Origin of the sequence: Stenotrophomonas sp. LST15-1-1.1 (genome assembly GCF_040815575.1) — a bacterium.
In the GTDB taxonomy this organism is placed as follows: domain Bacteria; phylum Pseudomonadota; class Gammaproteobacteria; order Xanthomonadales; family Xanthomonadaceae; genus Stenotrophomonas; species Stenotrophomonas lactitubi_B.
In genome coordinates this window covers 1-23425 of record NZ_JBFPNJ010000034.1, presented here as the reverse complement: position 1 = coordinate 23425, position 23425 = coordinate 1, and the positions used below count along the sequence as shown (strand labels likewise).

The 23425-nt window shown below is 62.0% G+C and carries 16 protein-coding genes, 1 tRNA gene and 1 pseudogene; 13 read left to right on the top strand and 5 right to left on the bottom strand.

Annotated features, from left to right (window positions below):
• The first annotated feature begins 132 nt into the window (after positions 1–132).
• Complete coding sequence (locus MRBLST15_RS20150) at positions 133–1308, top strand: O-antigen ligase family protein (RefSeq protein ID WP_367787859.1); 1176 nt, start codon at positions 133–135, stop codon at positions 1306–1308.
• A 25-nt stretch (positions 1309–1333) separates the two neighbouring features.
• Here the strand turns inward: MRBLST15_RS20150 and MRBLST15_RS20145 are convergent, their stop codons facing one another.
• On the bottom strand, positions 1334–2140 hold the full coding sequence (locus tag MRBLST15_RS20145; RefSeq protein WP_367787613.1) for a glycosyltransferase family 2 protein: 807 nt from the start codon (positions 2138–2140) through the stop codon (positions 1334–1336).
• On the opposite strand from MRBLST15_RS20145, the gene MRBLST15_RS20140 reads away from it, so the two are divergent.
• Entirely contained in the window at positions 2139–3197 is a 1059-nt protein-coding gene (locus MRBLST15_RS20140; protein ID WP_265951968.1) for a CDP-glycerol glycerophosphotransferase family protein, read from the top strand. The two genes, MRBLST15_RS20145 and MRBLST15_RS20140, sit on opposite strands and share 2 nt — an antisense overlap.
• A 104-nt stretch (positions 3198–3301) precedes the next feature.
• Here the strand turns inward: MRBLST15_RS20140 and MRBLST15_RS20135 are convergent, their stop codons facing one another.
• The 4 genes from MRBLST15_RS20135 to MRBLST15_RS20120 form a co-directional block, all read right to left on the bottom strand.
• Positions 3302–4843 carry a PH domain-containing protein gene (locus MRBLST15_RS20135; RefSeq protein WP_367787611.1) on the bottom strand — a complete coding sequence of 514 codons (1542 nt, stop codon included), beginning with the start codon at positions 4841–4843 and terminating at the stop codon, positions 3302–3304.
• A complete protein-coding gene (locus tag MRBLST15_RS20130; protein WP_312705772.1) occupies positions 4840–5316 on the bottom strand; it encodes a PH domain-containing protein in 477 nt (158 codons plus the stop codon). The genes MRBLST15_RS20135 and MRBLST15_RS20130 overlap by 4 nt, the downstream gene beginning before the upstream one ends.
• 112 nt (positions 5317–5428) lie before the next feature.
• Positions 5429–6562: a GTP cyclohydrolase II RibA gene (gene ribA / locus MRBLST15_RS20125; RefSeq protein ID WP_265951944.1), complete on the bottom strand. Its 1134-nt coding sequence runs from the start codon at positions 6560–6562 to the stop codon at positions 5429–5431.
• Between the two features lie 75 nt (positions 6563–6637).
• A complete protein-coding gene (locus MRBLST15_RS20120; protein WP_367787608.1) occupies positions 6638–7558 on the bottom strand; it encodes a lauroyl acyltransferase in 921 nt (306 codons plus the stop codon).
• A gap of 61 nt (positions 7559–7619) precedes the next feature.
• Here MRBLST15_RS20120 and dtd point away from each other — a divergent pair, with 61 nt between their 5' ends.
• From dtd to MRBLST15_RS20065, 11 genes and pseudogenes are all read left to right on the top strand, one after another.
• A complete protein-coding gene (gene dtd, locus MRBLST15_RS20115; protein WP_367787605.1) occupies positions 7620–8060 on the top strand; it encodes a D-aminoacyl-tRNA deacylase in 441 nt (146 codons plus the stop codon).
• A 90-nt stretch (positions 8061–8150) separates the two neighbouring features.
• Positions 8151–10001, top strand: a complete 1851-nt coding sequence (gene rpoD, locus MRBLST15_RS20110; protein WP_032976684.1) for an RNA polymerase sigma factor RpoD — start codon at positions 8151–8153, stop codon at positions 9999–10001.
• A gap of 276 nt (positions 10002–10277) precedes the next feature.
• On the top strand, positions 10278–10589 hold the full coding sequence (locus MRBLST15_RS20105) for a hypothetical protein (RefSeq protein WP_367787601.1): 312 nt from the start codon (positions 10278–10280) through the stop codon (positions 10587–10589).
• Positions 10590–10633: 44 nt separating this feature from the next.
• A tRNA-Ile gene (locus tag MRBLST15_RS20100) sits at positions 10634–10709 on the top strand.
• A 190-nt stretch (positions 10710–10899) separates the two neighbouring features.
• The gene (locus MRBLST15_RS20095) at positions 10900–11157 is read left to right on the top strand and encodes an Arm DNA-binding domain-containing protein (protein ID WP_367787598.1); all 258 of its coding nucleotides are present in this window, start codon (positions 10900–10902) and stop codon (positions 11155–11157) included.
• A complete protein-coding gene (locus MRBLST15_RS20090; protein ID WP_367787595.1) occupies positions 11106–12023 on the top strand; it encodes a tyrosine-type recombinase/integrase in 918 nt (305 codons plus the stop codon). The genes MRBLST15_RS20095 and MRBLST15_RS20090 overlap by 52 nt, the downstream gene beginning before the upstream one ends.
• Before the next feature lie 97 nt (positions 12024–12120).
• Positions 12121–15168: pseudogene (locus tag MRBLST15_RS20085) on the top strand (BPTD_3080 family restriction endonuclease); the annotation flags it as partial.
• Positions 15169–15580: 412 nt separating this feature from the next.
• Positions 15581–16204: a hypothetical protein gene (locus MRBLST15_RS20080; protein ID WP_367787594.1), complete on the top strand. Its 624-nt coding sequence runs from the start codon at positions 15581–15583 to the stop codon at positions 16202–16204.
• A 181-nt stretch (positions 16205–16385) separates the two neighbouring features.
• Entirely contained in the window at positions 16386–19262 is a 2877-nt protein-coding gene (locus MRBLST15_RS20075) for a site-specific DNA-methyltransferase (protein ID WP_367787590.1), read from the top strand.
• 24 nt (positions 19263–19286) lie between these two features.
• Positions 19287–20969 (top strand): DUF262 domain-containing protein, encoded by a 1683-nt coding sequence (locus MRBLST15_RS20070; protein ID WP_367787587.1) that lies wholly within the window; start codon positions 19287–19289, stop codon positions 20967–20969.
• A 20-nt stretch (positions 20970–20989) separates the two neighbouring features.
• A complete protein-coding gene (locus MRBLST15_RS20065) occupies positions 20990–23053 on the top strand; it encodes a 3'-5' exonuclease (protein ID WP_367787584.1) in 2064 nt (687 codons plus the stop codon).
• The last annotated feature ends 372 nt before the right edge of the window (positions 23054–23425 follow it).

Sequence of the window (23425 nt, the reverse complement as noted above, 5' to 3'; positions counted from 1 at the left end):
ATCGCAGCGAAACTTTTCGACGTGGCAGTTTCACAGAACAACCTGGAATCCCCGGTCGGCGATCCGCTGGGCATACCTGTTGGTGGTCGCCCGCGCGCTGCACACTGGTTGGCGCAGATCGGCCTGTTCTGCATGCCGGCGCTGGTGCTGACGATCCCGATCAACCTGCTGCCCTACGCGCTGCTGCTGCTGGTCAGCACGGCGATGGTGCCTGGTCTGCTGTGGCAGGCCCGGCGGATGGACGTGCAGCCGATCAAGGTCCTCAGTTGGCTGATGCTGGCGGTGCTGGTGATGGCCATCGCGTCGGTCGTGTTGTTCGAACAGGGCCTGCGCGACGTCGACAATCGATCCCGCTTCCTGGTCATTCCGTGGATCGCATTGTGGGTGTGCGCGCTGCGCCCGGACATCCGGTGGCTGTGGCGGGGGGCGTTGGCCGGGCTGGTGGGCACCTTCGTGCTTTCGGCGCTGCAGGTGTTGCAGGGTGCGCCACGCGCGGAACTGTTCACCAACGCGATCGTGCTCGCCGACATCGTGATGATGCTGATGGTGCTGCTGGTGTTCTGCCGGCCGTCGCGGCGCTGGTCGCTGGTGATCGTCGGCATGGCCGCCGGGTGCGGGACCATCATCCTGACCGGAAGCCGCGGCGTGTTCGCGGCGCTGCTGGCGCTGCTGGTGGTGCTGGCACTGAGCCTGCGCTGGCGCACCGGCGTGGCGCGCCTGTCGGTGCTTGCCGGCATGCTGACCATCGGCGCGACCCTGCTGCTGTCGGTGCCCGAGCTGCGCCACCAAGTGCGGTTGTCCGAACTGCACAGCGATGTGCAGCGCATGGAGCAGGGTGACAGCGACTCTTCGGCCGGGGCGCGCGTCGAGCGCCTGCAGGTGGCGTGGGAGACCTTCCTCGACCATCCGTTGACCGGGGTAGGCATCGGCCACTTCGACACCGCCATGAAGCGGGTGCCGGCCTGCCGCGAGAATCCGCAGGAGATCCGCTGCCACCTGCGCCACGCACACAACGATCTGGCCGAATGGGCTGCCACCCAGGGCCTGCCGGGCCTGTTGCTGCTGCTGGCGGTGTACGGGGTGCCCCTGTGGGTGTTCGTGCGCCTGCACCGGCGCAGTGGGCACAGCACCTTCCGTGGGCCGGCCGCCGCCGGTGTGATGGTGGTCGTGTCCTACATCCTGTGCGGGCTGACCCAATCGATGTTCGCGCACCAGATGACCGCCAGCTTCTACGTCACCATCCTCGGCCTGCTGACCGGCCTGTCGATCGTGGAAGGGGCGCGGCACCGGGCAAAGAACGCCCCATAGCGCCCAGCCAGGTCCGACTCCACACTCAGGGGGGGGGCGGATCGGACACGGCCTGACCGTTGCCCAGCATCCACAGCATGATGGTCTTCTGCCGCACATAGTTGGCGCGCACGTAGGCATACACCAGGCCATGCCAGCCGTCGCGGAAGCCACCCCGGAACAGGAAGCCACGCCAGAACCGCCAGGCCGGGGCCAATACCAGCTTGCCGAGAGTGGCTCGCTTGCCGCGCGCGAACTCGTGCTCGGCCATCATCCGCGCGTATTTCTCGGTCTTGGCCAGCTGCTGCTGCAGCGAGCGGTAAGGGAAGTGGATGAGATCCCCGTGCAGGGTGCCGACCGTGCCGTCGACGCTGGCTGCTTCATGGATCTCGCGCTTGCCGCGCCAGCCACCGTGGCGGCGGTCGAACAGGCGCATCACCCGGTCCGGATAGGCATTGCCGTGGCGCAGGAACCGGCCGAAGTACTCCGACAGGCGCGCGAAGCGGTAACCGGCGTGACCTGCAAAGCCGCCGTCGCGGGCCTGCTCGATGGCCGTGCGCAGTTCCGGGCTGATGCGCTCGTCGGCATCCAGGCACAGCACCCAGTCATGGCGGGCCTGCTCGACGCAGAACGCCTTCTGGCTGCGGAAGCCATCGAACGGGCGCTGCAGCACGCGGGCGCCGGCAGCCTCGGCGATGGCCACCGTGGCATCGGTGGACAGGGAGTCCACCACCACGATCTCATCGCAGAAGGCCAGTGAGGAAAGGCAGTCGCCGATGCGCCCGGCCTCGTTGAACGCGATAATGCAGGCCGAGATGCGAGGCCGTTCGATGGGAGCGGTCGTGGAGGACATGATGGCCGGGTACCTGTTGTTTGCGACGGAGCGCTATGCGCTGCCTATTCTCGCCCCGTTGGTGCAGGCCTTGCACGCTTCCGGCCAGGAAGTGGCGGCCTGGTTCGAAGATGGTGCGGCCGGCAGCCAGCTGCCCGGCGTGCCCAACATCGGCTTGAAGCAGGCCTTGGCGATGCGTCCGCGGGCAGTGTTCAGCGCGGCCAACTGGGTGCCGACCTTCCTGTCGGGGGCCAAGGTGCAGCTGTTCCATGGCTTCAACGTGGAAAAACGCGACAGTGCGCGTGGCCACTTCCGGGTGCGTGGCATGTTCGACCTGTACTGCACGCAGGGCCCTGCCACCACTGCGCCGTTCCGCGAGATCGCGGCACAGCAGGGCCATTTCGCCGTGGCGGAAACCGGCTGGCCGAAGCTGGACCCGCTGTTCCGCGACGATGGCGGCGACAGTGCCGCGCTGCGCAGTGCCGCCGGCGGCCGCCCGGTGATCCTGTTCGGTTCAACCTTCACCGAGCGCTTGAGTGCCGCCCCGCACCTGCATGCGCAGATCGCGGCCGACATCGCCGCCGGGCAGCACTACTGGCTGCTGACCCTGCACCCCAAGTGCCCGCCGGAACTGTTCGAACGCTACCGCGCGCTGGCCGGTGCCAATGCGCGGTTCATCGAACCGGAGCAGGTGATGGCCGCCCAGCGTGCCGCCGACGTACTGGTGTCGGACACCTCATCGATCGTTTCGGAGTTCATCGTCCAGCACAAGCCGGTGGTGACCTTCCGCAACCGCGTGCCGAAGCCGCACATGATCGATTTCGACGATCCGCAGCAGCTGCCGGCCATGCTGGCGCGCGCGCTGCATCCGGATGCGGCGTTGCAGGCGGAGATCGTGCGTTACGCCGATGCCATCCACCCCTACCGCGATGGCCTGTCGAGTGAGCGGGTGATCACCGCGACCGAGGATTTCCTGTCCGGCGAGATGGGCGTGCTGCGTCGCAAGCCGTTCGGCAGCTGGGTGCGTGACCTGCAGATCCGCAAGGATTTGGGCTACTGGGGGCCGTCGCAGCGGTGATGGGTGCGCAGGGGTCAGAGCCCATTCCTGCGGAATGGGATCCGACCCCAGCACCGCAGTAGATCCACGCCATGCGTGGATGTGCGGTTCGATGACCGTCCGCGCTACCAGCGCAGCTTGCGCCGCGCCAGCGCCGTGGCCAGTTCTTCCATCAACGCGTGTGCACGCGCCTGCGGCAGGTAGCGCAGCGCCAGCGCCACATCGCCATGCGCACCAGCGGTATCCAGCTGCAGGTTGGCCGTACCCAGCAGCTTGTCCAGCGGTGAGCGCTGCAGGCGCAGGCCCTGCACCTTGTCCAGCTCGGCCCAGCGCCACCAGCGCTTCCACCAGCCGCCGCGCACCGCCACGAACTGTCCATCCAGGTGCCAGCCCATCCGTGCCATCTGCCGGTGCGCGATCAACAGGCTGACTGGCAGCCAGGCCAGCAGTGCCAGCGCCGGCAGGCCCCAGCGCCAGTACAGCGCGACGGTCAGCAACGGCACCGTCAGCAACGTGGACAGCGACAATCGCCACCAACCGCGTTGCGGTATCGGCTGCCATTGCTGCGGCGGCCATTGCAGCTGCGGCAGCAGGTGGCGCACCAGTCCGTCGCAGGTGCTGGCGCCAGCCAGCGGTGCCAGTTCGCGCAGCGCGCGGTCGTCGTCGCGCGCGGGGCCACCGGCGGCGCTGTCGATGCGCAGCTGGCGCAGCCCGAACCAGCGCTGCAGGGTGCTCTCGCCCAGCGTCCATGCCTGGATGCGGCGGCGCGCGACGCTGCTGCGGGTGCGGCTGAGCAGGCCGGTGGAGACGGTCAGGCGCCGTTCGCGCTCGCTGAGGGTGAAGCCGTGGTAACGCAGCAGCGTCAGCACCGCCGACAACACCCGCAGCAGCAGCCAGCCCAGCAGCAATACCGCGGCCAGCAGCACCAGCCCACCGGTTACCCCGGTGTGCAGATGGCTGGCGTAGCCGAAGGCCTCGCGCCCGCCGCGCTGGATGGCATCGTCCATCACCGGGCGCGGTACGGTCTGGAACAGAACACCGAAGGCGGCGATCGCCAGTGCCCAGCCCCGGTTGGACAGCAGGCCCATGCGCAGCACATCCCAGCTCGACAGACGCAGCAGGACCTGCTCGTCGTCGGACGGCACGACACTGGCAGCCGGCGCGTCGCCCGGCGCTGGCTCGGGCGCCTGTCCACGCTGGCGCACCAGTTGTTCCAGGGCCAACGCCTGGTCCAGCCGCAGCACCCGCATCTCCGCTTCCGGGCGCACGCCACCGGCCGATTCCAGGCGCAGCTCGGCAACCCCGAACAACCGATGCAACGGGTTCTGCCGCACTTCCACGTTGTGGATGCGGGCAAAGGGTATCTCGCGCCGGTTGCGCGCCAGCAGGCCGCTGCGCACGGTGATCGCATCGTTGCCGATGCGGTAGCGGTAACTGAGGTACTGCAGTACCGAGACCAGCACCAGTGCGGCGATGGCGGTCAACGGGATCAACTGTGCCCACATCGGATCGCGATCGCCGCGTTGGCCGAACACCAGCAACGCGACCAGCGGCAGGAAATAGTGGCGCAGCTGCATCAACAGCACGAACAGCCACGACCACGGGTGCAGGCGATGTTCTTCGCTACCACTGGGCAGGGGCGGCGGCAGGGGCGGCGGCAGGCTCACAGGGCGTCGGCGTCCTGGTCGAGCTGATGGGCCAGGGTGTCACGCAGTCGCTCGGCATCGGCTTCGTCCAGGCCGTTGACGGTGACTGCACTCAGGCGGGTGCCGGCGGTGTGCACGATCAGCGTGGCCAGGCCTGCGCGCCGCTCCAGAGGCCCACGCCGCAGGTCCAGGTGCTGCACGCGCGAAATGGGAATGCGGGTCTCCAGCTGCCACATCAGGTCGCGGCGCAGGCCCAGGCCTTGTGCATCCAGCCGCCAGCGGGTGCGGGTCAGGCGGCGATGGCCGATCCAGCCGCCGAAGGCAACGCCGGCCAGCAGGCCCAGAGACGCCGCCCATAGTCCGCCGGGAAGTTCGAAGAACCACCAGAGTGCCGCCAGCGGTGCGCCGGGGATGAAGAGTCCGCCGAAGGCGCCCTCCAGCGCCGCCAACCGGGCAGCGCGCCGCGGCAGGGGTTGCCAGTGGTCGAGGGGCATTTCGGCGGCGGCAACAGGCAAGGGAAGTTCGGTCACGCGGGCGTCCGTCGGGCAGCAGGGCGGGCAGGCGCGGTGATGGCCGCACCGCGCAGACGTTAGCAGGTCGCCCGCGTTACTGGGCGGCCTGGATCAGCGCGTCGACATCCAGCAGGTGGCCGGCGCGGTCGGCCTTGGTGCGCAGGTAATGCTCGTTCTCGGCGGTGATCTCGCCGGTGACCGGAATGCAGTCCAGCACTTCGATGCCGGCATTGCGCAGGCGTTGTGCCTTGGTCGGGTTGTTGCTGAGCAGGGCGACACGGGACACGCCCAGCCCGCGCAGCATCGCCACCGCGCTGCCATAGCGACGCTCGTCGGCGCCGAAGCCCAGCTGCGCATCGGCGTCGATGGTATCCAGCCCGTCATGCTGGTAGCCGTAGGCGCGCATCTTCGCGGCGATGCCGGTACCACGGCCTTCCTGGTCCAGGTACAGCAGCACGCCGCCGCCCAGTTCCTTCAGCTTGCGCAGGCCACGGCGCAGCTGGTCGCCGCAGTCGCACTTGAGCGAACCGAACAGATCGCCGGTGAGGCAGGACGAATGCACGCGCACCGGCACCACGGCGGACAGGTCAGGTTCGCCGACGATGATCGCCACCTGGTCGCGCTGGGCGACGCCGCCGCGGAACACCGCGAACGTGGTCATGCCGACATCGCGCAGCGGCACCGGAGAACGGGCCACCAGTTCGTAATCATGTGCGGCATGCGCAGCGCCTTCGGCCAGATCGCACAGGCCGACGTCGGCGGCGCCATCGAAGGTGTTGTCAGCCGCTTCAAGGCGCACGGCCACCATCGCCGGCAGCAGCAGGCCGAGCCGGGCCAGTTCCACCGCGCCGGCATCGAACGCATCGCCTGCGCTCCAGGCCGCGGGCATCGGCCCGGGTTCGCGCAGGTAACCCAGCGAGGGCAGGGCATCGAAGGCGACGCCGGACAGCGGCAGGCGCGCGCCCTCGGGCGCCTCCACGCCGAGCACGCGGGCGCGGGTGGCGGTCAGATACAGGTAATGGCGCTCGCGCGCGGCGCTGGCGAAGGCGGCAAAGCTGCTGGCGGTGGCGCTGTCCAGCGCGATCACCGCCAGGCGCTGGCCCTGGCCATCGTGGAGCAGGACCGGGCGACCGGCGCGCAGTTCGGCGACCGCGCGCTCGCAGCGGATCGCTGCCGGATCACCGAACAGGGAGGAAGCAGACATGGCAGGACCGGGGGAGGCGGACATCGGTGTCTCTATGGGGGCGCCAGCGTCGTATTCAACGTGCTGCGGCGGTGTGTCGCAGGCCGGGTGGAGCGGCTCTCAGTGCGGATGCTCGTCGGTCGCGTACGGGTCTTCCTCGCCGCTGCCCGGGGGCCGCAGCGTATAGCGCTTGTAGGTCCACTGGTACTGCGCCGGGTCGCGGCGGGCGATGCGTTCGATGCCCGCGTTGAGCGCGGTGGCGGCGATCTGTGGGTCAGGGTCGGCCACGGCCGGATCGGTCGGCTCGATGTGCAGGGCGAATTCCATGTCCGGGCCGATGCGCTCGCACCAGCCATACAGCACCGTCGCACCGGTGCGCTCGGCCAGCCGGTTGACCAGGGTCATGGTCAGCGCCTGGACGCCGAAGAACGGCACGAACACCCCGTCGCCGGCCTTGGGTTGCTGGTCGGGCAGGATGCCGGTGGCGCCGCCGTCCTTGAGCACCTTGAACAGCTGGCGCACGGCCGGACCCTCGGCGCGCACCTGCTGCACGTTGTGGCCGCCGCGCACGATCTGCAGGAAGGCATCGCTGGCCTCGTCCTCCGGCGGCTTGTAGACGATGGCGATCTGGCCGCGCGAGGCCAGCCACTGGTTCAGCAGCTCCCAGTTGCCATAGTGCGGGGCCGCCACGATCACGCCCTTGCCGCTGGCCAGCGCCGCGTCGTACAGCGCCTGGCCGTGGCGCTCCTTCAGGTGCAGGCGCAGGTTGTCCTCGGGCTTCCGGCTCCACAGGCGCAGGGTCTCGATGGCCTGCAGGGCGGTGGAGCGCAGCAGGTCGCGCTGCAGGCGTGCGCGTGCCGAGGCGTCCAGTTCGGGGTAGGCCAGCTCCAGGTTGCGGCGGGTGACGCGGCTTTCGCGGGCATCGAGGCGCACCCATGTCCAGGCCAGGGCACGCGCGAATCCGCGCAGCAGCGGCCAGGGCAGGCGGGCGAACAGGGTGGTGGCGCGGTAGACCAGCCGGGCTTTGCGGTGTGGATTCATCACCCCCAGTTTAGCCAAGGGCGCTGCTATCGTGGCCGGCCCCTTGCCTGGAAGCCTGCCGATGCTCGTCCTGATTCAACGTGTCAGCCAGGCCGCCGTGCATGTGGAAGGGGAAGCGGTAGGGCAGATCGGCCCCGGTCTGCTGGCCCTGGTCGGCATGGAACCGGGCGATAGCGAGGCCCAGCTGCAGCGGATGGCCGAACGCCTGCTTGGCTACCGTGTGTTTGCAGATGAGGCCGGCAAAATGAACCGCTCGCTGCGTGATACCGGCGGCGGCCTGCTGCTGGTCAGCCAGTTCACCCTGGCCGCGGACACCCGTTCCGGCATGCGGCCGAGCTTCACCAGCGCGGCACCGCCGCAGGAGGCTGAACGCGGGTTCAATCGATTTGTCGACATTTGTCGTGAAAATCACGCGCCGGGGGTGGAAACGGGCCGCTTCGGTGCCCATATGGTCGTCAGCCTGGTCAATGACGGTCCCGTGACCTTCCTCCTCAGGCCCTAGGCCGCCGGGACCACCGCCCGGCAGGCCGGGCCCCGGGCTGGTATAATGCTACGTTCCCTATTTCCCCCTAGCCGGTGGCGCGAGCACTACATGGCCAACGAACGTCCTGCCCAATCCGAAATCAAGCAACTGATCAGCAAGGGCCTGGAACAGGGCTACCTGACCTATGCCGAAGTCAATGACCATCTGCCGGACGACATGGTCGACCCGGAACAGATCGAAGACATCATCGGCATGATCAACGGCATGGGCATTGATGTCCATGAAGTTGCTCCGGATGTGGAAACCCTGCTTCTCAACGACGGCAACACGGGCAACCGTGAGGTCGACGACACCGCAGCCGAAGAAGCGGCCGCCGCGCTGAGCGCGCTCGACACCGAAGGTGGCCGTACCACCGACCCGGTGCGCATGTACATGCGCGAAATGGGTACCGTCGAGCTGCTGACCCGCGAAGGCGAAATCGCCATTGCAAAGCGCATCGAAGAAGGCCTGTCCCAGGTCCAGGCCGCACTCGGCCAGTTCCCGGTGTCGGTCGAATCGCTGCTGACCGATTACGAAGCGCACAAGGAAGGCCGCAAGCGCCTTGCCGAAGTGATCGTCGGCTTCAACGACCTGACCGACGACGTGCCGGCCCCGGCCGCTGTGGTGGCCGATGACGCGGACGATGCCGACGCGGACGCCGACGAGGAAGAAGACGACGTCGACGGCGGCGATGAAGAAGCCGCACCGACCGGCCCGGATCCGGAGGAAGTCGCTGCGCGCATGCAGGCGCTGGGCGATGCCCTCAACGCCTTCAAGAAGGCAGCCGCCAAGGGCGACAAGAAGAACCTGCTGAAGCTCCGCGAGGAGATGTCGGCGGTGTTCGTCACCCTGAAGCTGCCGCTGCCGCTGACCGACGTGCTGACCAAGCAGCTGCGCGACACCATGGGCAGCATCAAGGCGCATGAGCGCCGCGTGCTGAACCTGGCCACCGTCACTGCCCGCATGCCGCGCAAGGACTTCATCCGTTCCTGGGAAGGCAACCAGACCAACCTGGAGTGGGTGGAAGACGCACTGAAGCGCAAGCAGAAGTGGTCTTCGGCGCTGCGTGAAGTGAAGGACCAGATCGTGTCCGAGCAGCAGGCCACCATCGACATCGAGAAGGTCACCCTGCTGGACCTGGACGAGCTGAAGGAACTCAGCCGTGCCATGGCCTATGGCGAAGCCAAGGCGCGCAAGGCCAAGAAGGAAATGGTCGAGGCCAACCTGCGTCTGGTGATCTCCATCGCCAAGAAATACACCAACCGCGGCCTGCAGTTCCTCGACCTGATCCAGGAAGGCAACATCGGCCTGATGAAGGCCGTGGACAAGTTCGAGTACCGCCGCGGCTACAAGTTCTCCACGTATGCGACCTGGTGGATCCGCCAGGCCATCACCCGTTCGATCGCCGACCAGGCGCGCACCATCCGTATTCCGGTGCACATGATCGAAACGATCAACAAGTTGAACCGCATTTCCCGCCAGATGCTCCAGCAGTACGGCCGCGAGGCTACGCCGGAGGAGCTGGCCAAGGAAATGGACATGCCGGAAGACAAGATCCGCAAGGTGATGAAGATCGCCAAGGAGCCGATCTCGATGGAAACCCCGATCGGCGACGACGAGGATTCCCATCTGGGCGACTTCATCGAGGACACCAATGTGGAGTCCCCGATCGAGAACACCACCAACATCAATCTGTCTGAAACCGTGCGCGACGTGCTGGCCGGCCTCACCCCGAGGGAAGCCAAGGTGCTGCGCATGCGCTTCGGCATCGACATGAACACCGACCACACCCTCGAGGAAGTCGGCAAGCAGTTCGACGTGACCCGCGAGCGCATCCGCCAGATCGAAGCGAAGGCCCTGCGCAAGCTGCGTCACCCGAGCCGTTCGGAGCAGCTGCGCAGCTTCCTGGATATCGATTGATCTCCAGCGCGTGCTGACGTGTTGAGAGAAACCCCGCTTCGGCGGGGTTTTTCTTTGGGCGGAATCTGCTGCAGCGCCGAGCCGGTGTTCGGCTTCCGTTGGCGGTGACGCATGCGCCCTTTGACCTTCCGGGGTGACAAACGCACTCTGGCGTCGCAGGTGCTCAACACACCTCGTGGGCGGGCCGGATCACCGGCACCGATGCGGACGCGCTGCAGGGACACGTGCACTGCGTGTATCTGCGGCATCAACCCTGTTGAGCATTGGAGCTTGGCCATGAATGCTGTTGAACATGATCTGCCCGTTGTTGCTGCCCTGGATTTCCCGCCGTTGATGACGTGGGAGGACGTCATGCAGGACGAACGCGAAGACCGGCTTGGCTTCGCCCGACGGGCCACGCTGGCGCTGCTGACGCAGTCAGGAGAGCAGTTGGTTGCGGGGTTTGCCGGTGGCAACCGCAAGGGGCTGGAAGGTGCCATGAAGGCGGTGGCGCTGTTCCAGGCGCATCTGCAGGAGATGGAGCGATTGGCGGGGATGGCGGAGAGACGGCTGCAGCGTGTTGGCGAAGTGGTGGCTGCTGCCGGCTGAGTAGCCGATTCCTGCCGTGCTCCACTACACTGTGACGCTGCGCAGGGCCTATAGCTCAACGGTTAGAGCAGGGGACTCATAATCCCTTGGTTCCAGGTTCGAATCCTGGTGGGCCCACCATTTCGGTATATTGCGGCATCCAGGAAGATCCGCGGAGATCAAGAAAACACTAGAATTTCCGGCATTTCTTGTGTTTTCGTATCTTTCGGCACTCCATTGCATCCAGCAGGAGTGTGAGTAAGCTTGTGAGTAGCGGGCCCCTCTTTCTGGGGTGTTACTCACACTTGCGTTACTCACGGGGTCAAAGAGCATGCTCACTGACACCAAACTTCGAAGCTTGAAAGCCAAGGCGAAGCTCTATCGCGTGGCAGACACCAATGGGCTATGTATTGAGGTGCGTCCTACCGGAGCGAGGTTTTGGCGTTACCGCTATCGCTTCAACGGGAAGCCCACCATGGCACCGCTGGGGCAGTACCCGGCGGTGTCCCTGGAGAGGCTAGGACGGAACGCGACCGCATGCGTGCGTTGCTGGCGGCGGGCTCTAACCCAACTACGGTGGCGAGGCTGAAGCGCGCGGCCAAGGTGGAGCAAAGCGACACCACATTCGGTCAAATTGCCGCCGAACTGCTCGAAAAGCGGGTGCGTGAGGGGTTAAGTCCGGGTAGCGTGAAGCGCGAGAAGCGTCTGGTCGATAAGGACCTCGCGAGCATTGCAGGATTGCCGATCACCGCGATCACTGCTCCGGTCCTACTCAAGGAGCTACGTAAACTTGAAAATCGTGGGGTAGTCGAAACCGCACACCGGGCCCGCAGCCATGTCGGATTGGTCTTCCGGTACGTGATCGCTACAGCTCGTGCGGCCCACAACCCGGCCCCAGACTTGGTAGGGGCACTGGAGCAGCCCCAGAAGCGACACTTTGCCAGTGTGACCGAGCCGAGTCAGATCGGCCCTCTGCTCCGGGCGCTATATGCCTACCAGGGTACCTCGGTTGTCATGGCGGCATTGAAGCTGGCGTCTTTGGTCTTCGTGCGGCCTGGGGAGCTGCGGCAGGCGCGCTGGGCGGAACTCAACCTGGATGCTGCCGAATGGCGCTTCACGGCAACCAAGACCGGGACGCCTCATATCGTTCCCTTGTCGAAGCAGTCGGTGAATATTCTCCGGGATCTGCATCCACTGCCAGGGCGCTACGAGTATGTCTTCCCCGGGATCCACAGGGAGGGCCTGTCCACGGAATTGATATCCGGCCACAGCTTGAGAGTCGGCTATGTGACGGCGGCAGTGGAAGCTGGGGTGGGGCTAGCCATCATCCAGCGGCAAACGGGGCATGCCTCGTTAGACATGCTGGCCAGATACGTGCGGGGAGCGGATCCCTTCGCTTGTGATGCCCTAAGTAGAGAGCGGCATGGCACCAGCTCCGATTCTCCTGCGGCCTAACGAGTGGGGCGGGAACACACCCGCTCTTCTGCGGGCTATCATCCGGAGTCTTACAAGAAAGCCAGTGGCATCTGCTCTGGTTGGGGGTCAGGGGACAATGAGCAACGCCTTTTTCGAACAGCCGATTCTCAACTCGCCGTACGACTATCCGGCTAGACATTGGGAGCTGGACGCGACCGGCCAGCCGACCCAGGAAATCGTTGCCAGTCGCCGTCGGGCCGACTTCATCACGCCCATTCCCAAACCGCGCAAGCGCGCGGGCGGTGCCGGTCACCAGGCCAGCCTGACTTTCGACGAAGGTAAAGGACTTTCTACCACCGAGCAGGCCTACGACCACACTGCCATCATCAATGCGGTGCGGCAGGAGGTCGATGCCTGGCGTCGTCTACCGCGGGCCCAGTGGCGAGTCACTGCCGAAACGGCCCGTCTGCTGGATCACTGGCGCTGTCACAAGTTCGCTGGCATCCGCCCATTTTTCTGCCAGGTCGAAGCCGCCGAGACTGCTATCTGGTTGACGGAGGTTGCTCCGCAGATCGGTAAGAACGGCGAACGCTTCCTGGAACATCTGGCCAAGGCCAACGGTGACGCAAATCCGGAGTTGATGCGTTTGGCCCTAAAGTTGGCCACCGGCGCAGGCAAAACAACGGTCATGGCCATGCTGATCGCCTGGCAGACCATTAATGCCGTGCGTCACCCCAACAGCAAGAAGTTCACCCGTGGCTTCTTGTTGGTCGCTCCGGGCCTGACTATCAAGGATCGCCTCCGAGTCCTGCAGCCCAACGACCCGGACAGCTACTACGCCAGTCGCGAGATCGTGCCGCGCGACATGCTGGCGGACTTGGATAAGGCCAAGATCGTCATCACCAACTACCATGCCTTCAAGCTGCGCGAGCGCATTGAGCTTTCCAAGGGCGGCCGCCGTCTGCTGCAGGGCCGCACAGGCGAAACGCTAGACACACTGGAGACGGAAGGCCAGATGCTGCAGCGGGTCATGCCCGAGCTGATGGGCATGAGGAACGTCCTGGCTATCAACGACGAAGCACACCACTGTTACCGGGAAAAGCCGGCGGAAGAAAGTGACGAAGATCTGCCCGCCGAAGAAAAGGCCGAAGCTGCGGATAACAATGAGGCCGCGCGCCTTTGGATCTCCGGCCTGGAGGCAGTGAACCGTAAGCTGGGTCTGCAGCAGGTTATCGACTTGTCGGCTACGCCGTTCTTTCTGGCTGGGTCCGGCTACGTGGAAGGGACCCTGTTCCCGTGGACCATGAGCGACTTTTCGCTGATGGATGCGATCGAATGCGGCATCGTCAAGCTGCCGCGGGTGCCGGTGGCCGACAACATTCCCGGCGCGGAGATGCCCATCTACCGCGAGTTGTGGAAGCACATCGGCAAGAAGATGCCGAAAAAAGGCCGCGGCAAGAATGCATCGCTCGATCCACTGGCCATTCCAGTGGAACTGCAGACCGCGATGGAGGCCCTCTACGGCCACTATGTCAAGACGTATGACGCGTGGAAGCAGGCCGGTATCAAGGTGCCGCCTTGCTTTATTGTGGTGTGCAACAACACTGCAACTTCCAAGCTGGTGTATGACTACATTTCCGGCTTTGAACGCCAGAACAACGACGGCAGTGCCACCTACCAAGCCGGTCGACTGGAGTTATTCCGCAACTTCGACGAGCACGGCAATCCACTGGCGCGGCCGAACACGCTGCTGATCGACAGCGAGCAGCTCGAATCCGGCGAGGCGCTGGACGACAACTTCCGCGGAATGGCCAGCGACGAGATCGAACGATTCCGCCGCGAAATCATCGAGCGTACTGGCGACCGTAAGCAGGCCGAGACCATTACGGACCAGGACTTGTTGCGCGAGGTGATGAACACTGTCGGTAAGCAAGGTCGCCTGGGCGAGGCCATCCGCTGCGTAGTGTCGGTGTCCATGCTTACCGAAGGTTGGGACGCCAATACCGTGACGCATATCCTCGGTGTGCGCGCGTTCGGCACACAGCTGCTATGCGAGCAGGTCATCGGTCGCGCCCTGCGCCGCCAATCCTATGAGCTTAATGAGCAAGGCCTATTCGATGTGGAATACGCCGACGTTTTCGGCATCCCGTTTGACTTCACTGCCAAGCCGGTGGTCGTCACCCCACCTAAGCCGCGCGAGACCGTGCACGTCAAAGCGGTGAAGCCTGCACGCGATTCTCTGGAAATCGAATTCCCGCGTGTGCAGGGTTACCGCGTCGAACTGCCTGAAGATCAGCTCGAAGCCGATTTCAACGCCGATCACGTCCTGACACTGACGCCGGATGATGTTGGTGCGACGAATACGCGCAACGCCGGCATCATCGGCGAGGCTGTGGAACTGGATATCAAGCACTTGGGCGACGTGCGCCAGTCAACGCTTCTGATGGAACTGACCAAGCACCTTATTTTTCAGCATTGGCGCGAGCCGGGTGAGGATGCGCCGATCAACCTGTTCGGCCAGCTCAAGCGCATTACCCGGCAATGGCTGGATACCTGTTTGGAATGCAAGGGGGGCACCTACCCGGCGCAATTGATGTACCGCGAGTTGGCGGATATGGCCTGCGAACGCATTACGAAGGGCATCACCAACAAGGAGTTGCAGAAGGGTCGCCAGGTCAAGGCTATCCTCGATCCGTTCAACCCGGTCGGAAGCACCGCACACGTTGGATTCAACACCTCCCGCCAAGACCGCTGGGAAACGGTTGGCCCCCCGCCGAAAAACCAGGTCAACTGGGTGATCCTGGACAGCGGCTGGGAAGGCGAGTTCTGCCGTGTGGCCGAATCGCACCCCAAAGTGCTTGCCTACACCAAGAACCATAATCTCGGCCTAGAGGTGCCGTACCGTTACGGTTCGCTGACGCGACGCTACTTCCCTGACTTCATCGTCAAGGTGGATGACGGCCACGGCGCGGACGCCCCCCTCAACCTGATCGTGGAAATCAAAGGTTATCGCCGCGAGGACGCGAAAGAGAAAAAGTCCACGATGGATACGTACTGGATTCCTGGCGTGAACTACCTCGGCACGTACGGCCGCTGGGCCTTCGCAGAGTTCGGCGATGTGTACGAAATGCAGGAAGACTTTGCACAGCGGGTCGAGTTTGAATTTGCGAAAATGGTGGAGTCTGCGTGCGGCCGCGAATTTAATTTGCTAACTATCTTGGCCAATCGTTCGGAGCAGCTGCTCGCCCCAGTCTTGAAGCATCTACCTCAATTGACCCCTGTCGTCCGCGCTTTCTGGGGACTGGCTGCGCATCGCGAGGATCACAGGATCTTCCTGAGCGACATCGCACGCGTGGAACGAGATACCAAGTGTGACGTGGACGAAGCATTTTCCGTGCTTTCTTTCCTGACCGGCGATCAGCCTGGGCAATTTCGATTGGCTCTCAGGAGCCCCGATGGATCTGTGGTTTCGCCTCGCGAGGTGTCCACAAGACTTGGAATCCTGCGAGGAGCGGGAGAATCCGGAGCCGCTGTTTGGAGGGAATGGGCAAAATTGGTCGAAGTGACATGGCATCCCATCGCGCTGGAGCATGCCCATGGCTAATGGTGACAGCTCTTTGTTTGCGCTGGTCGAATGCATGAAGGCCAAAGCACCTGAATATTTGGATCTGATGGCCGCCCAATCCGATGCGGAGTTCGAGAAGGCTTTTGATGTGCTCCTGGAGAAGGCACTCCATCATCTAGAGAGCAATAGCAAGAATTTTGCCGTGCTGGATGAGAATGGATTGACAGCAGTCTTGGCCGCCGCACTGAGCGTGCCGGGGTTGAGCGTATGTCAGGAAGCGAATTCGAATGGGCATGTGGATATCACCATCCACGCAGATCATTGCTTTCCGATGAGGAAGAAACTTGGCGAGGCGAAAATTTATAGCGGCCCGGATTACCACCTGAAGGGGGTGGGCCAATTATTGGTTCGGTATACGACGGGGCGTGAATCCCGCGGCTTGGTGATCGCGTACGTCAGGCAGCGGAACATCAAAGCGTTGTTCGAGAAAATCAGGGTAAAAATGGATGCCGATCTGCCAGAAGATCAGCAGGGGAAGACGATGGACCATCCATGTAGATGGAATTTTCTGTCCAAGCATATGCACTCGAGCGGAGTGGTATTGGAAGTCGCGCATGCCGGCTGCAATCTGTATTTCACAGATGCCTCTGCATGAAGTTAAAAACCTTCAAGACCATACCCTGGCAACAGCGAATCCGGCACAAAAGCTTCGGACCAGTGCCGGTCAAACATGACTGATCCTAGGAAGACCTGCGGATCAATGTAGTGCTCCAATCGAAAACTGAATATCGTTGAATGACGATCGCCGTAGTAAATTCCACCGGATCCAACCACCAATGGCTACCAAGAAGTCCTCCAAACTCACCACGCCCAAGCAGGTCACCGACCTCATCCACGGTGAAGCCAAACGGAAGAACATTCCGACGGTAGAGCATCAGTCGGTGATGCAGCACCACGAGCAGGCACCTGTGAAGGTGAAGTATCCGCGTGGCGGCAGTGGGCTGGATGACGAAAAGGCGCAGCGCAATCCGGACCTGGACCCGCAGCTGGTGTGGCGCGGCAAGGACCAGCAGGACTGGTCCGACCTGGTGGTCAACGCGCCACCTCTCTACATCCAGGAGAAGGTAAAGCCCAAGGTGCTAATCGACGACCTGCGCCGCATGAGCGAACAAGCCGCATCAAAGCAAGCGGGCGACATGGCGGACCTGTTCGGCGATTTCAACGGACTGCCGGAAGGTGCGGATAAGACGGAGTTCTACCAGCACGAAGGTCATTGGCAGAATCGCATGATCCTGGGCGACAGCCTGCAGGTGATGGCGAGTCTCGCCGAGCGCGAAGGGCTGCGCGGCAAGGTGCAGTGCATCTATTTCGATCCGCCGTATGGGATCAAGTTCAACAGCAACTTCCAATGGTCAACCACCAGCCGCGATGTGAAGGACGGCAATGCCGACCACATCACTCGCGAACCTGAGCAGGTGAAGGCCTTCCGTGATACATGGCGTGATGGCATCCATTCGTATCTGACTTATCTGCGTGACCGGTTGATGGTGGCACGAGACCTGCTGACAGATTCGGGGTCGATTTTCGTGCAGATCGGTGATGAGAATGTGCACCGTGTCCGCGGGGTGCTCGATGAAGTCTTTGGTGACAATAATTTTGTAGCCGATCTTATTGTTCAAACAACGACTAGTGCATCGAGTCAGTTCATCGATAACATCAATGATCACGTATTGTGGTATGCGCGGGACACGTCGAGAGCGAAGTACAGATCACTTTTCTCCAGCAAAGAGGATTCTGCATCTTCGGATCAACTTTACCGGCATGTAATTACGAATGATGGGCTCCGTCATAGAAATTCCTCCTCGGACGAGTTTCCAATTGACGCAGAGCCAAGGGTGTTTCGCATTGACCAGCTAACTTCGCAAACCCAGGCGTCGACAACTCGATACGCCGTTGAATTCGAGGGCAGAAGCTACGACGTAGGCAAGCGCCAATGGGCCACTCCGGTCCATGGAATGAGTCGGTTGAAGATGGCGTCTCGCGTCATGGTTTCTGGCGCGTCACTTGCCTATGTCCGCTGTATTGATGACTATCCAGTAATTCCGATCCGCAATCTTTGGGTTGATACAGGTACCGGTAGCTTCACAGACTCAAAAGTCTATGTTGTTCAGACGAACACGAAAGTGATCCAGCGATGCCTGCTGATGGCGTCCGATCCTGGTGATCTAGTGCTGGATCCAACTTGCGGTTCGGGTACAACAGCATACGTAGCTGAACAATGGGGCCGTCGGTGGATCACCATCGACACATCGCGCGTGGCGCTGGCGCTAGCTCGTGCCCGCATCATGGGGGCACGCTATCCGCTCTACCTGCTCGCCGACAGCCGCGAAGGCCAGCTCAAGGAAGCCGAAGTCACCCGCAGCGCACCGTCATCGTATAGCGTGCACGGTAATATCGCCCTTGGTTTCGTGTATGAGCGCGTGCCGCACATCACGCTGAAGTCGATCGCCAACAACGCCGAGATCGATGTCATCTGGGAGTCCGCCCAGCAGAAGCTCGAACCGCTGCGCGAAGCGCTGAACAAGGTGCTCGACAAGCAGTGGCGGGAATGGGAAATCCCCCGCGAGGCCGATGCCAATTGGAGCGATGCCGCGAAAAAGCTACATGCTGAATGGTGGCAGCAGCGTATCGCCCGGCAGCAGGAGATCGATGCTTCTATCGCGGCCAAGGCCGAGTTCGAATTCCTCTACGACAGGCCCTACGAGGACAAGAAGAAGGTGCGCGTGGCCGGCCCCTTCACCGTCGAAAGTCTCAGCCCACACCGTGTGCTTGGCGTGGACGAAGAAGACAACCTGATCGACCATGTCGAGGACGACCGGGCCGATTATGGCCAGGACTTCACCTCGATGATCCTGAACAACCTCAAGACCGCCGGCGTGCAGCAGGCGCACAAGGCCGACAAGATCGAGTTCGAATCGCTGGAACCTTGGCCCGGCGACTTGATCTGCGCCGAGGGTCGCTACCTGGAGAAGGGTGCGTCCAAACGCGCCGGAATCCTGATTGGTCCGGAGTTCGGTACCGTTTCCCGTGCCGATCTGGTGGATGCTGCGCGCGAGGCCGGAGATGCCGGTTTCGATGTGCTAATCAGCTGCGCCTTCAACTACGACGCCCCTGCCAGCGAGCTCAGCAAGCTCGGTCGCATCAACGTGCTCAAGGCGCGCATGAACGCGGACCTGCACATGGCCGAGGACCTGAAGAATACCGGCAAGGGCAACCTGTTCGTGATCTTCGGCGAACCCGACGTGGACGTGCTGGACACCAAGGGCAATAGCATCCGCAAGTATGATGGCATCAAGGATGTGATCACTGTCCCCGCCGGAGAAGAACTGGTGGTGCGCATCAATGGTGTGGACGTGTTCCATCCCGGTACCGGCGAAGTCCGTAGCGACGGTGCCGATGGCATCGCCTGCTGGTTCCTCGACACCGATTACAACGAAGAATCCTTCTTCGTCCGCCACGCCTACTTCCTTGGCGCCAATGATCCCTACAAGGCGCTGAAAACCACCCTCAAGGCCGAGATCGACCCCGAAGCCTGGGCCACGCTGAATTCCGACACCTCCCGCCCGTTCCCCAAGCCAAGCACCGGTCGTTTCGCGGTGAAGGTCATCAACCACTTGGGGGATGAGGTGATGAAGGTGTTCAAGGTCGGCTGAGCCGGTTCAAACAAGGATTGCCCGATGATCAGGATCCAACCGCAGTACCTATCCCTGTCCAAGTTGCTGGATCGGCGGCTGTTCCGCATTCCTGACTATCAGCGGGCCTATAGCTGGACATCACAACAGCGCAAGGATCTCTTCGAAGACCTGGCCAAAACTCATGCGAAAGGCAAGGATGAAGGCCATTTCATGGCGGCCGTCGTGTGCCTACGACGCGGAACCCAGGACTTGGGGACGGATGAGTTCCAGGTGCTCGACGTCGTCGATGGGCAGCAACGCATCACGACTCTGATCGTGCTGCTCAAAGCGATTTGCCTGGCACTGGATCCGAAGCATGGCCCGGAGAAGAAGTTCCTGGACGAGCTGAGCGATCTGCTGGTCAAGCCCGAGAGTGACGAACTGTTGCTGCTGCAGACCAATCATGACAGCAGCCACTATTTCGGGGACTTTCTGCGCAAGGGCAGGTTCGTCGCGGCTGCAACCGCGAAGACAACGGCGGATCGGCAGATCCTGCAGGCAATCGAGGATTGCCAGCAGTTTCTGCGTAAGTGGAAGGCGAACGGGAATGATCTCCTGTCGCTGGGGGCGTTGCTGAAGAACAGGCTGTATTTCCTCCTCCACGAGATCGAAGAGGAGAAAGCCGTCTATACCGTGTTCGAGGTGCTCAATAGTCGTGGGCTTTCGGTGTCCTGGCTGGATCGGCTCAAGAGCATCCTGATGGGTAATGCGTTCGAGTTGCCCAAGGCGGACAACGACGCGTTGATCAAGGAACTCCACACCAAGTGGCGAGATATCTACGCAGTCATTGGGTTGCGCCAGGGCCTCAGTACCGAGGCGCTACGTTTCGCTGCGACCTTGCGAGCGGCTACTGCTCCGAGTCGTCCGATGAGCGAAGAAGACTCTGTTCATGCGCTCAGGGATCTGGCGCTGAACAGTGCCAAGCGTCTGCGTCAGGTTGCTTCCTGGTTGCTGGAGGTAACGAAGGCGTCCGATAAGGTGGTAGGCAATCATCGTTTGAACGCAGTGACCCGCATCTCCCAGGCAAGACTTCTTGCGGTTGCTATCAACCTGCGTGACGACTTATCGGAGGATGACAAGGAGAGGCTGCTGGCCCAATGGGAACGGGTGACGTTCCGCATCTACGGAATGATGGGTCACGATGCGAGAACGCGCGTTGGCGACTACATACGGCTGGCGTGGAAGGTTGTCAACGAAGAGCTTCCTTCTGCGGACATCAGGAAGGGGATGGCGGCCATCGGAGAGGACTTCCCGATCGAGAAGGCCATCGATGAACTTCGTGAAGCAAATTGCTACGAAGGCTGGGAAGTTGAACTTCGGTATTTCATGTTCAGGTATGAGGAGCACCTGTCCAAACAGAAGGGCATGATCTTCTCAAAGGACCAGTGGGAAAAAATATGGATGGCAAGTCCGTCTGATTCCATTGAGCATATCCATGCGAAGAGCAAGGCGCCGGAGAAGCAAAAGCATCGACTGGGGAACCTCGTGCTGCTCACTCCCAACTTGAACTCTAAACTCAGGGACAAGCCCGCGAAGGAAAAGGCGAGTTCCTATGCCATGACGGGTTTGCTCGTAGCGGGGCGGGTTGCAGCCATGATCGAGAAGAGCGATCGCTGGTCGAAGAAGGAGATCGACGTGTTTGAGAACGAGATGTTGGCTTGGGCTGCTACCGAATGGGCCGATTGATGCGAAACAAGGAGTAGAGCATGCAGTTCCGTATCGCCGACACTTTCACCGCCAGCCTCGCCCGCTTGACCGGAGATGAGCAGAAGGCAGTCAAGACCACAGCCTTTGATTTGCAAATTGATCCTGCCGGCAACGGCATGAGCTTCCACAAGCTCGACAAGGCCAAAGATGCAAATTTCTGGTCGCTGCGCGTTACCCGCGACATCCGTCTGATCGTCCACAAGACGGCTGGTAGCCTGTTGCTCTGCTACGTCGATCACCACGACAAGGCTTATCTGTGGGCGGAGCGCCGCAAGTTGGAAACACATCCGACTACTGGTGCCGCGCAGTTGGTCGAAATTCGCGAGCGTGTACAGGAAATTGCTGTTCCCAAGTACATTGGGACGGCCAAACATGCTCCTGCGGCCTTGTTCGCCAATTACAGCGATGAGCGACTGCTCTCATATGGCGTGCCTCCGGAGTGGTTGGCCGACATACGGGGGGCGAACGAAGACAGTCTGCTGGATCTGGTGGATCACCTGCCAGGTGAGGCGGCCGAGGCACTGCTGGAGCTCGCTACGGGCGGTACTCCGGTCGCGCCAAACGCAGCCAAGCGGGCCGACGACCCGTTCCAGCATCCGGATGCGCAGCGCCGCTTCCGGGTCATGTCTGACGTGGAGGAACTCACTCGTGCGTTGGAATACCCGTGGGACAAGTGGACGGTATTTTTGCACCCGGCTCAGCGGCAGCTGGTAGATCGGGACTACAACGGGCCGGCGCGCGTCTCCGGTTCGGCGGGGACCGGCAAGACCGTGGTGGCGCTGCATCGCGCCGTGCACCTGGCGCGCAATGACGAGGATGCTCGCGTTCTGCTTTCAACATTCTCCGAAAATCTGGCTAATGCGTTGCGCTCAAGCTTGTTCCGGTTGGCGTACAACACCCCTCGGCTGGCCGAGCGCATCGACGTCACCGCGATGGATGCTGTCGGCATAAAGCTTTACTCTGCGGAGTTCGGTAAACCTGTTTTCGCCAACCGCGAAGAAATTTCCACGCTCATGCAATCGGCCGTCCGACAGGTCGCTGGGTTGAAGGCGAGCTCGGCCTTCCTGTTCTCGGAGTGGGGAGACATCGTTGATACCTGGCAACTCGACAGTTGGGAGGCCTACCGGGATGCCAAGCGACTGGGACGAAAGACCCGCTTGCCGGAAGCGCAACGCGTCTTGCTCTGGCAGGTTTTTGCTAGGGTAAAGAGTCAGCTGAAGCAGTCCGGAAAAATCACCAAGGCCGAGATGTTTAGTCGGCTGGCTGGTGTCATGCCAGAGCGCAAATACCCTGTCTTTGACTACGTGGTGGTCGATGAAGCTCAGGACATTGGCGTCCAGCAACTGCGATTCCTTGCATCTATCGCTGGCAATCGTGCAAATGCGCTGTTTTTCGCCGGCGACCTGGGCCAGCGCATCTTCCAGCAACCATTCTCATGGATGTCGCTTGGTGTTGATGTGCGTGGCCGCTCGCGCACCTTGAATATCAACTATCGAACATCCCATCAAATTCGCTCTCAGGCCGATCGTTTGTTGGGGCCTGAAGTGTCCGATGTCGACGGCAACAAAGAGAGCCGCAAGGGGGCAATCTCCATCTTCAATGGGCCAGAACCGATTGTCCGTAGATTCGGGAATCCTAGTGAGGAAAGCCATGCTGTGGGGCAGTGGCTGAAACAGTGGGTAGACAAATGTGTGCTGCCACATGAAATAGGTGTCTTTGTACGTTCGGAGCACGAGCTGCCGCGTGCGCAGGCGAGTATCGATGCCGCAGGCTTACATAGCCGCGTGCTTGGCAAAGATATGGTCACGGAGGAAGGCTACGTTAGCGTAACGACAATGCATTTAGCGAAGGGCCTGGAGTTCCGAGTTGTCGCTGTAATGGCCTGCGACGAGGAAATCATCCCTTCGCAGGCCCGCATTGAGTCGGCTGCAGACGATGTTGAGCTGACCGAAATCTACGATACCGAGAGACAGCTCCTGTACGTAGCCTTCACCAGGGCGCGTGACAGCCTCCATGTATCGGCGGTCTCCCCGGCTTGCGAATTCTTGGATGACCTGCTGTGAGCTGGATTCATTCTCACCAGGCTACTAACAGTCATATCCGTGAAAGTGAGTAATATTGTGAGTAATGCTGATGGTGGCCTTGAATAAAATCTTTTGTATTCAATAACTTGATCGGTCTATTGGGTTGATGGTGGGCCATCGAATCAGGCACTTTGGCGTCGGCCCAGGTGCCTTTTCTGTGCCGGCGAAAGAACAGCCGAAAAAATTCAGCGCTTCTCTTGATGCTTCATGGCCACCAGCCATTGGCGACGTCCCCCCGGCTTGAGTAGTGGGCGGGTTTAGAGTCCGGTGCTGATGTTATCTTTCTTCGTCGCCAACTGCGCGGCGTACTGGGCGGGCGTTAGTCCGCCAAGCGCTCTTTTGGGCCTTTCT

Bases quoted from the DNA above. Each gene is read 5' to 3' on its own strand.
- MRBLST15_RS20120 (WP_367787608.1), bottom strand. From the start codon at position 7,558: ATGAATCCACACCGCAAAGCCCGGCTGGTCTACCGCGCCACCACCCTG.
- MRBLST15_RS20080 (WP_367787594.1), top strand. From the start codon at position 15,581: ATGGCTAATGGTGACAGCTCTTTGTTTGCGCTGGTCGAATGCATGAAG.
- MRBLST15_RS20105 (WP_367787601.1), top strand. From the start codon at position 10,278: ATGAATGCTGTTGAACATGATCTGCCCGTTGTTGCTGCCCTGGATTTC.
- MRBLST15_RS20065 (WP_367787584.1), top strand. From the start codon at position 20,990: ATGCAGTTCCGTATCGCCGACACTTTCACCGCCAGCCTCGCCCGCTTG.
- ribA (WP_265951944.1), bottom strand. From the start codon at position 6,562: ATGTCCGCCTCCCCCGGTCCTGCCATGTCTGCTTCCTCCCTGTTCGGT.
- MRBLST15_RS20145 (WP_367787613.1), bottom strand. From the start codon at position 2,140: ATGTCCTCCACGACCGCTCCCATCGAACGGCCTCGCATCTCGGCCTGC.
- rpoD (WP_032976684.1), top strand. From the start codon at position 8,151: ATGGCCAACGAACGTCCTGCCCAATCCGAAATCAAGCAACTGATCAGC.
- MRBLST15_RS20130 (WP_312705772.1), bottom strand. From the start codon at position 5,316: ATGCCCCTCGACCACTGGCAACCCCTGCCGCGGCGCGCTGCCCGGTTG.
- MRBLST15_RS20150 (WP_367787859.1), top strand. From the start codon at position 133: ATGCCGGCGCTGGTGCTGACGATCCCGATCAACCTGCTGCCCTACGCG.
- dtd (WP_367787605.1), top strand. From the start codon at position 7,620: ATGCTCGTCCTGATTCAACGTGTCAGCCAGGCCGCCGTGCATGTGGAA.
- MRBLST15_RS20070 (WP_367787587.1), top strand. From the start codon at position 19,287: ATGATCAGGATCCAACCGCAGTACCTATCCCTGTCCAAGTTGCTGGAT.
- MRBLST15_RS20075 (WP_367787590.1), top strand. From the start codon at position 16,386: ATGGCTACCAAGAAGTCCTCCAAACTCACCACGCCCAAGCAGGTCACC.
- MRBLST15_RS20090 (WP_367787595.1), top strand. From the start codon at position 11,106: ATGCGTGCGTTGCTGGCGGCGGGCTCTAACCCAACTACGGTGGCGAGG.
- MRBLST15_RS20140 (WP_265951968.1), top strand. From the start codon at position 2,139: ATGATGGCCGGGTACCTGTTGTTTGCGACGGAGCGCTATGCGCTGCCT.
- MRBLST15_RS20095 (WP_367787598.1), top strand. From the start codon at position 10,900: ATGCTCACTGACACCAAACTTCGAAGCTTGAAAGCCAAGGCGAAGCTC.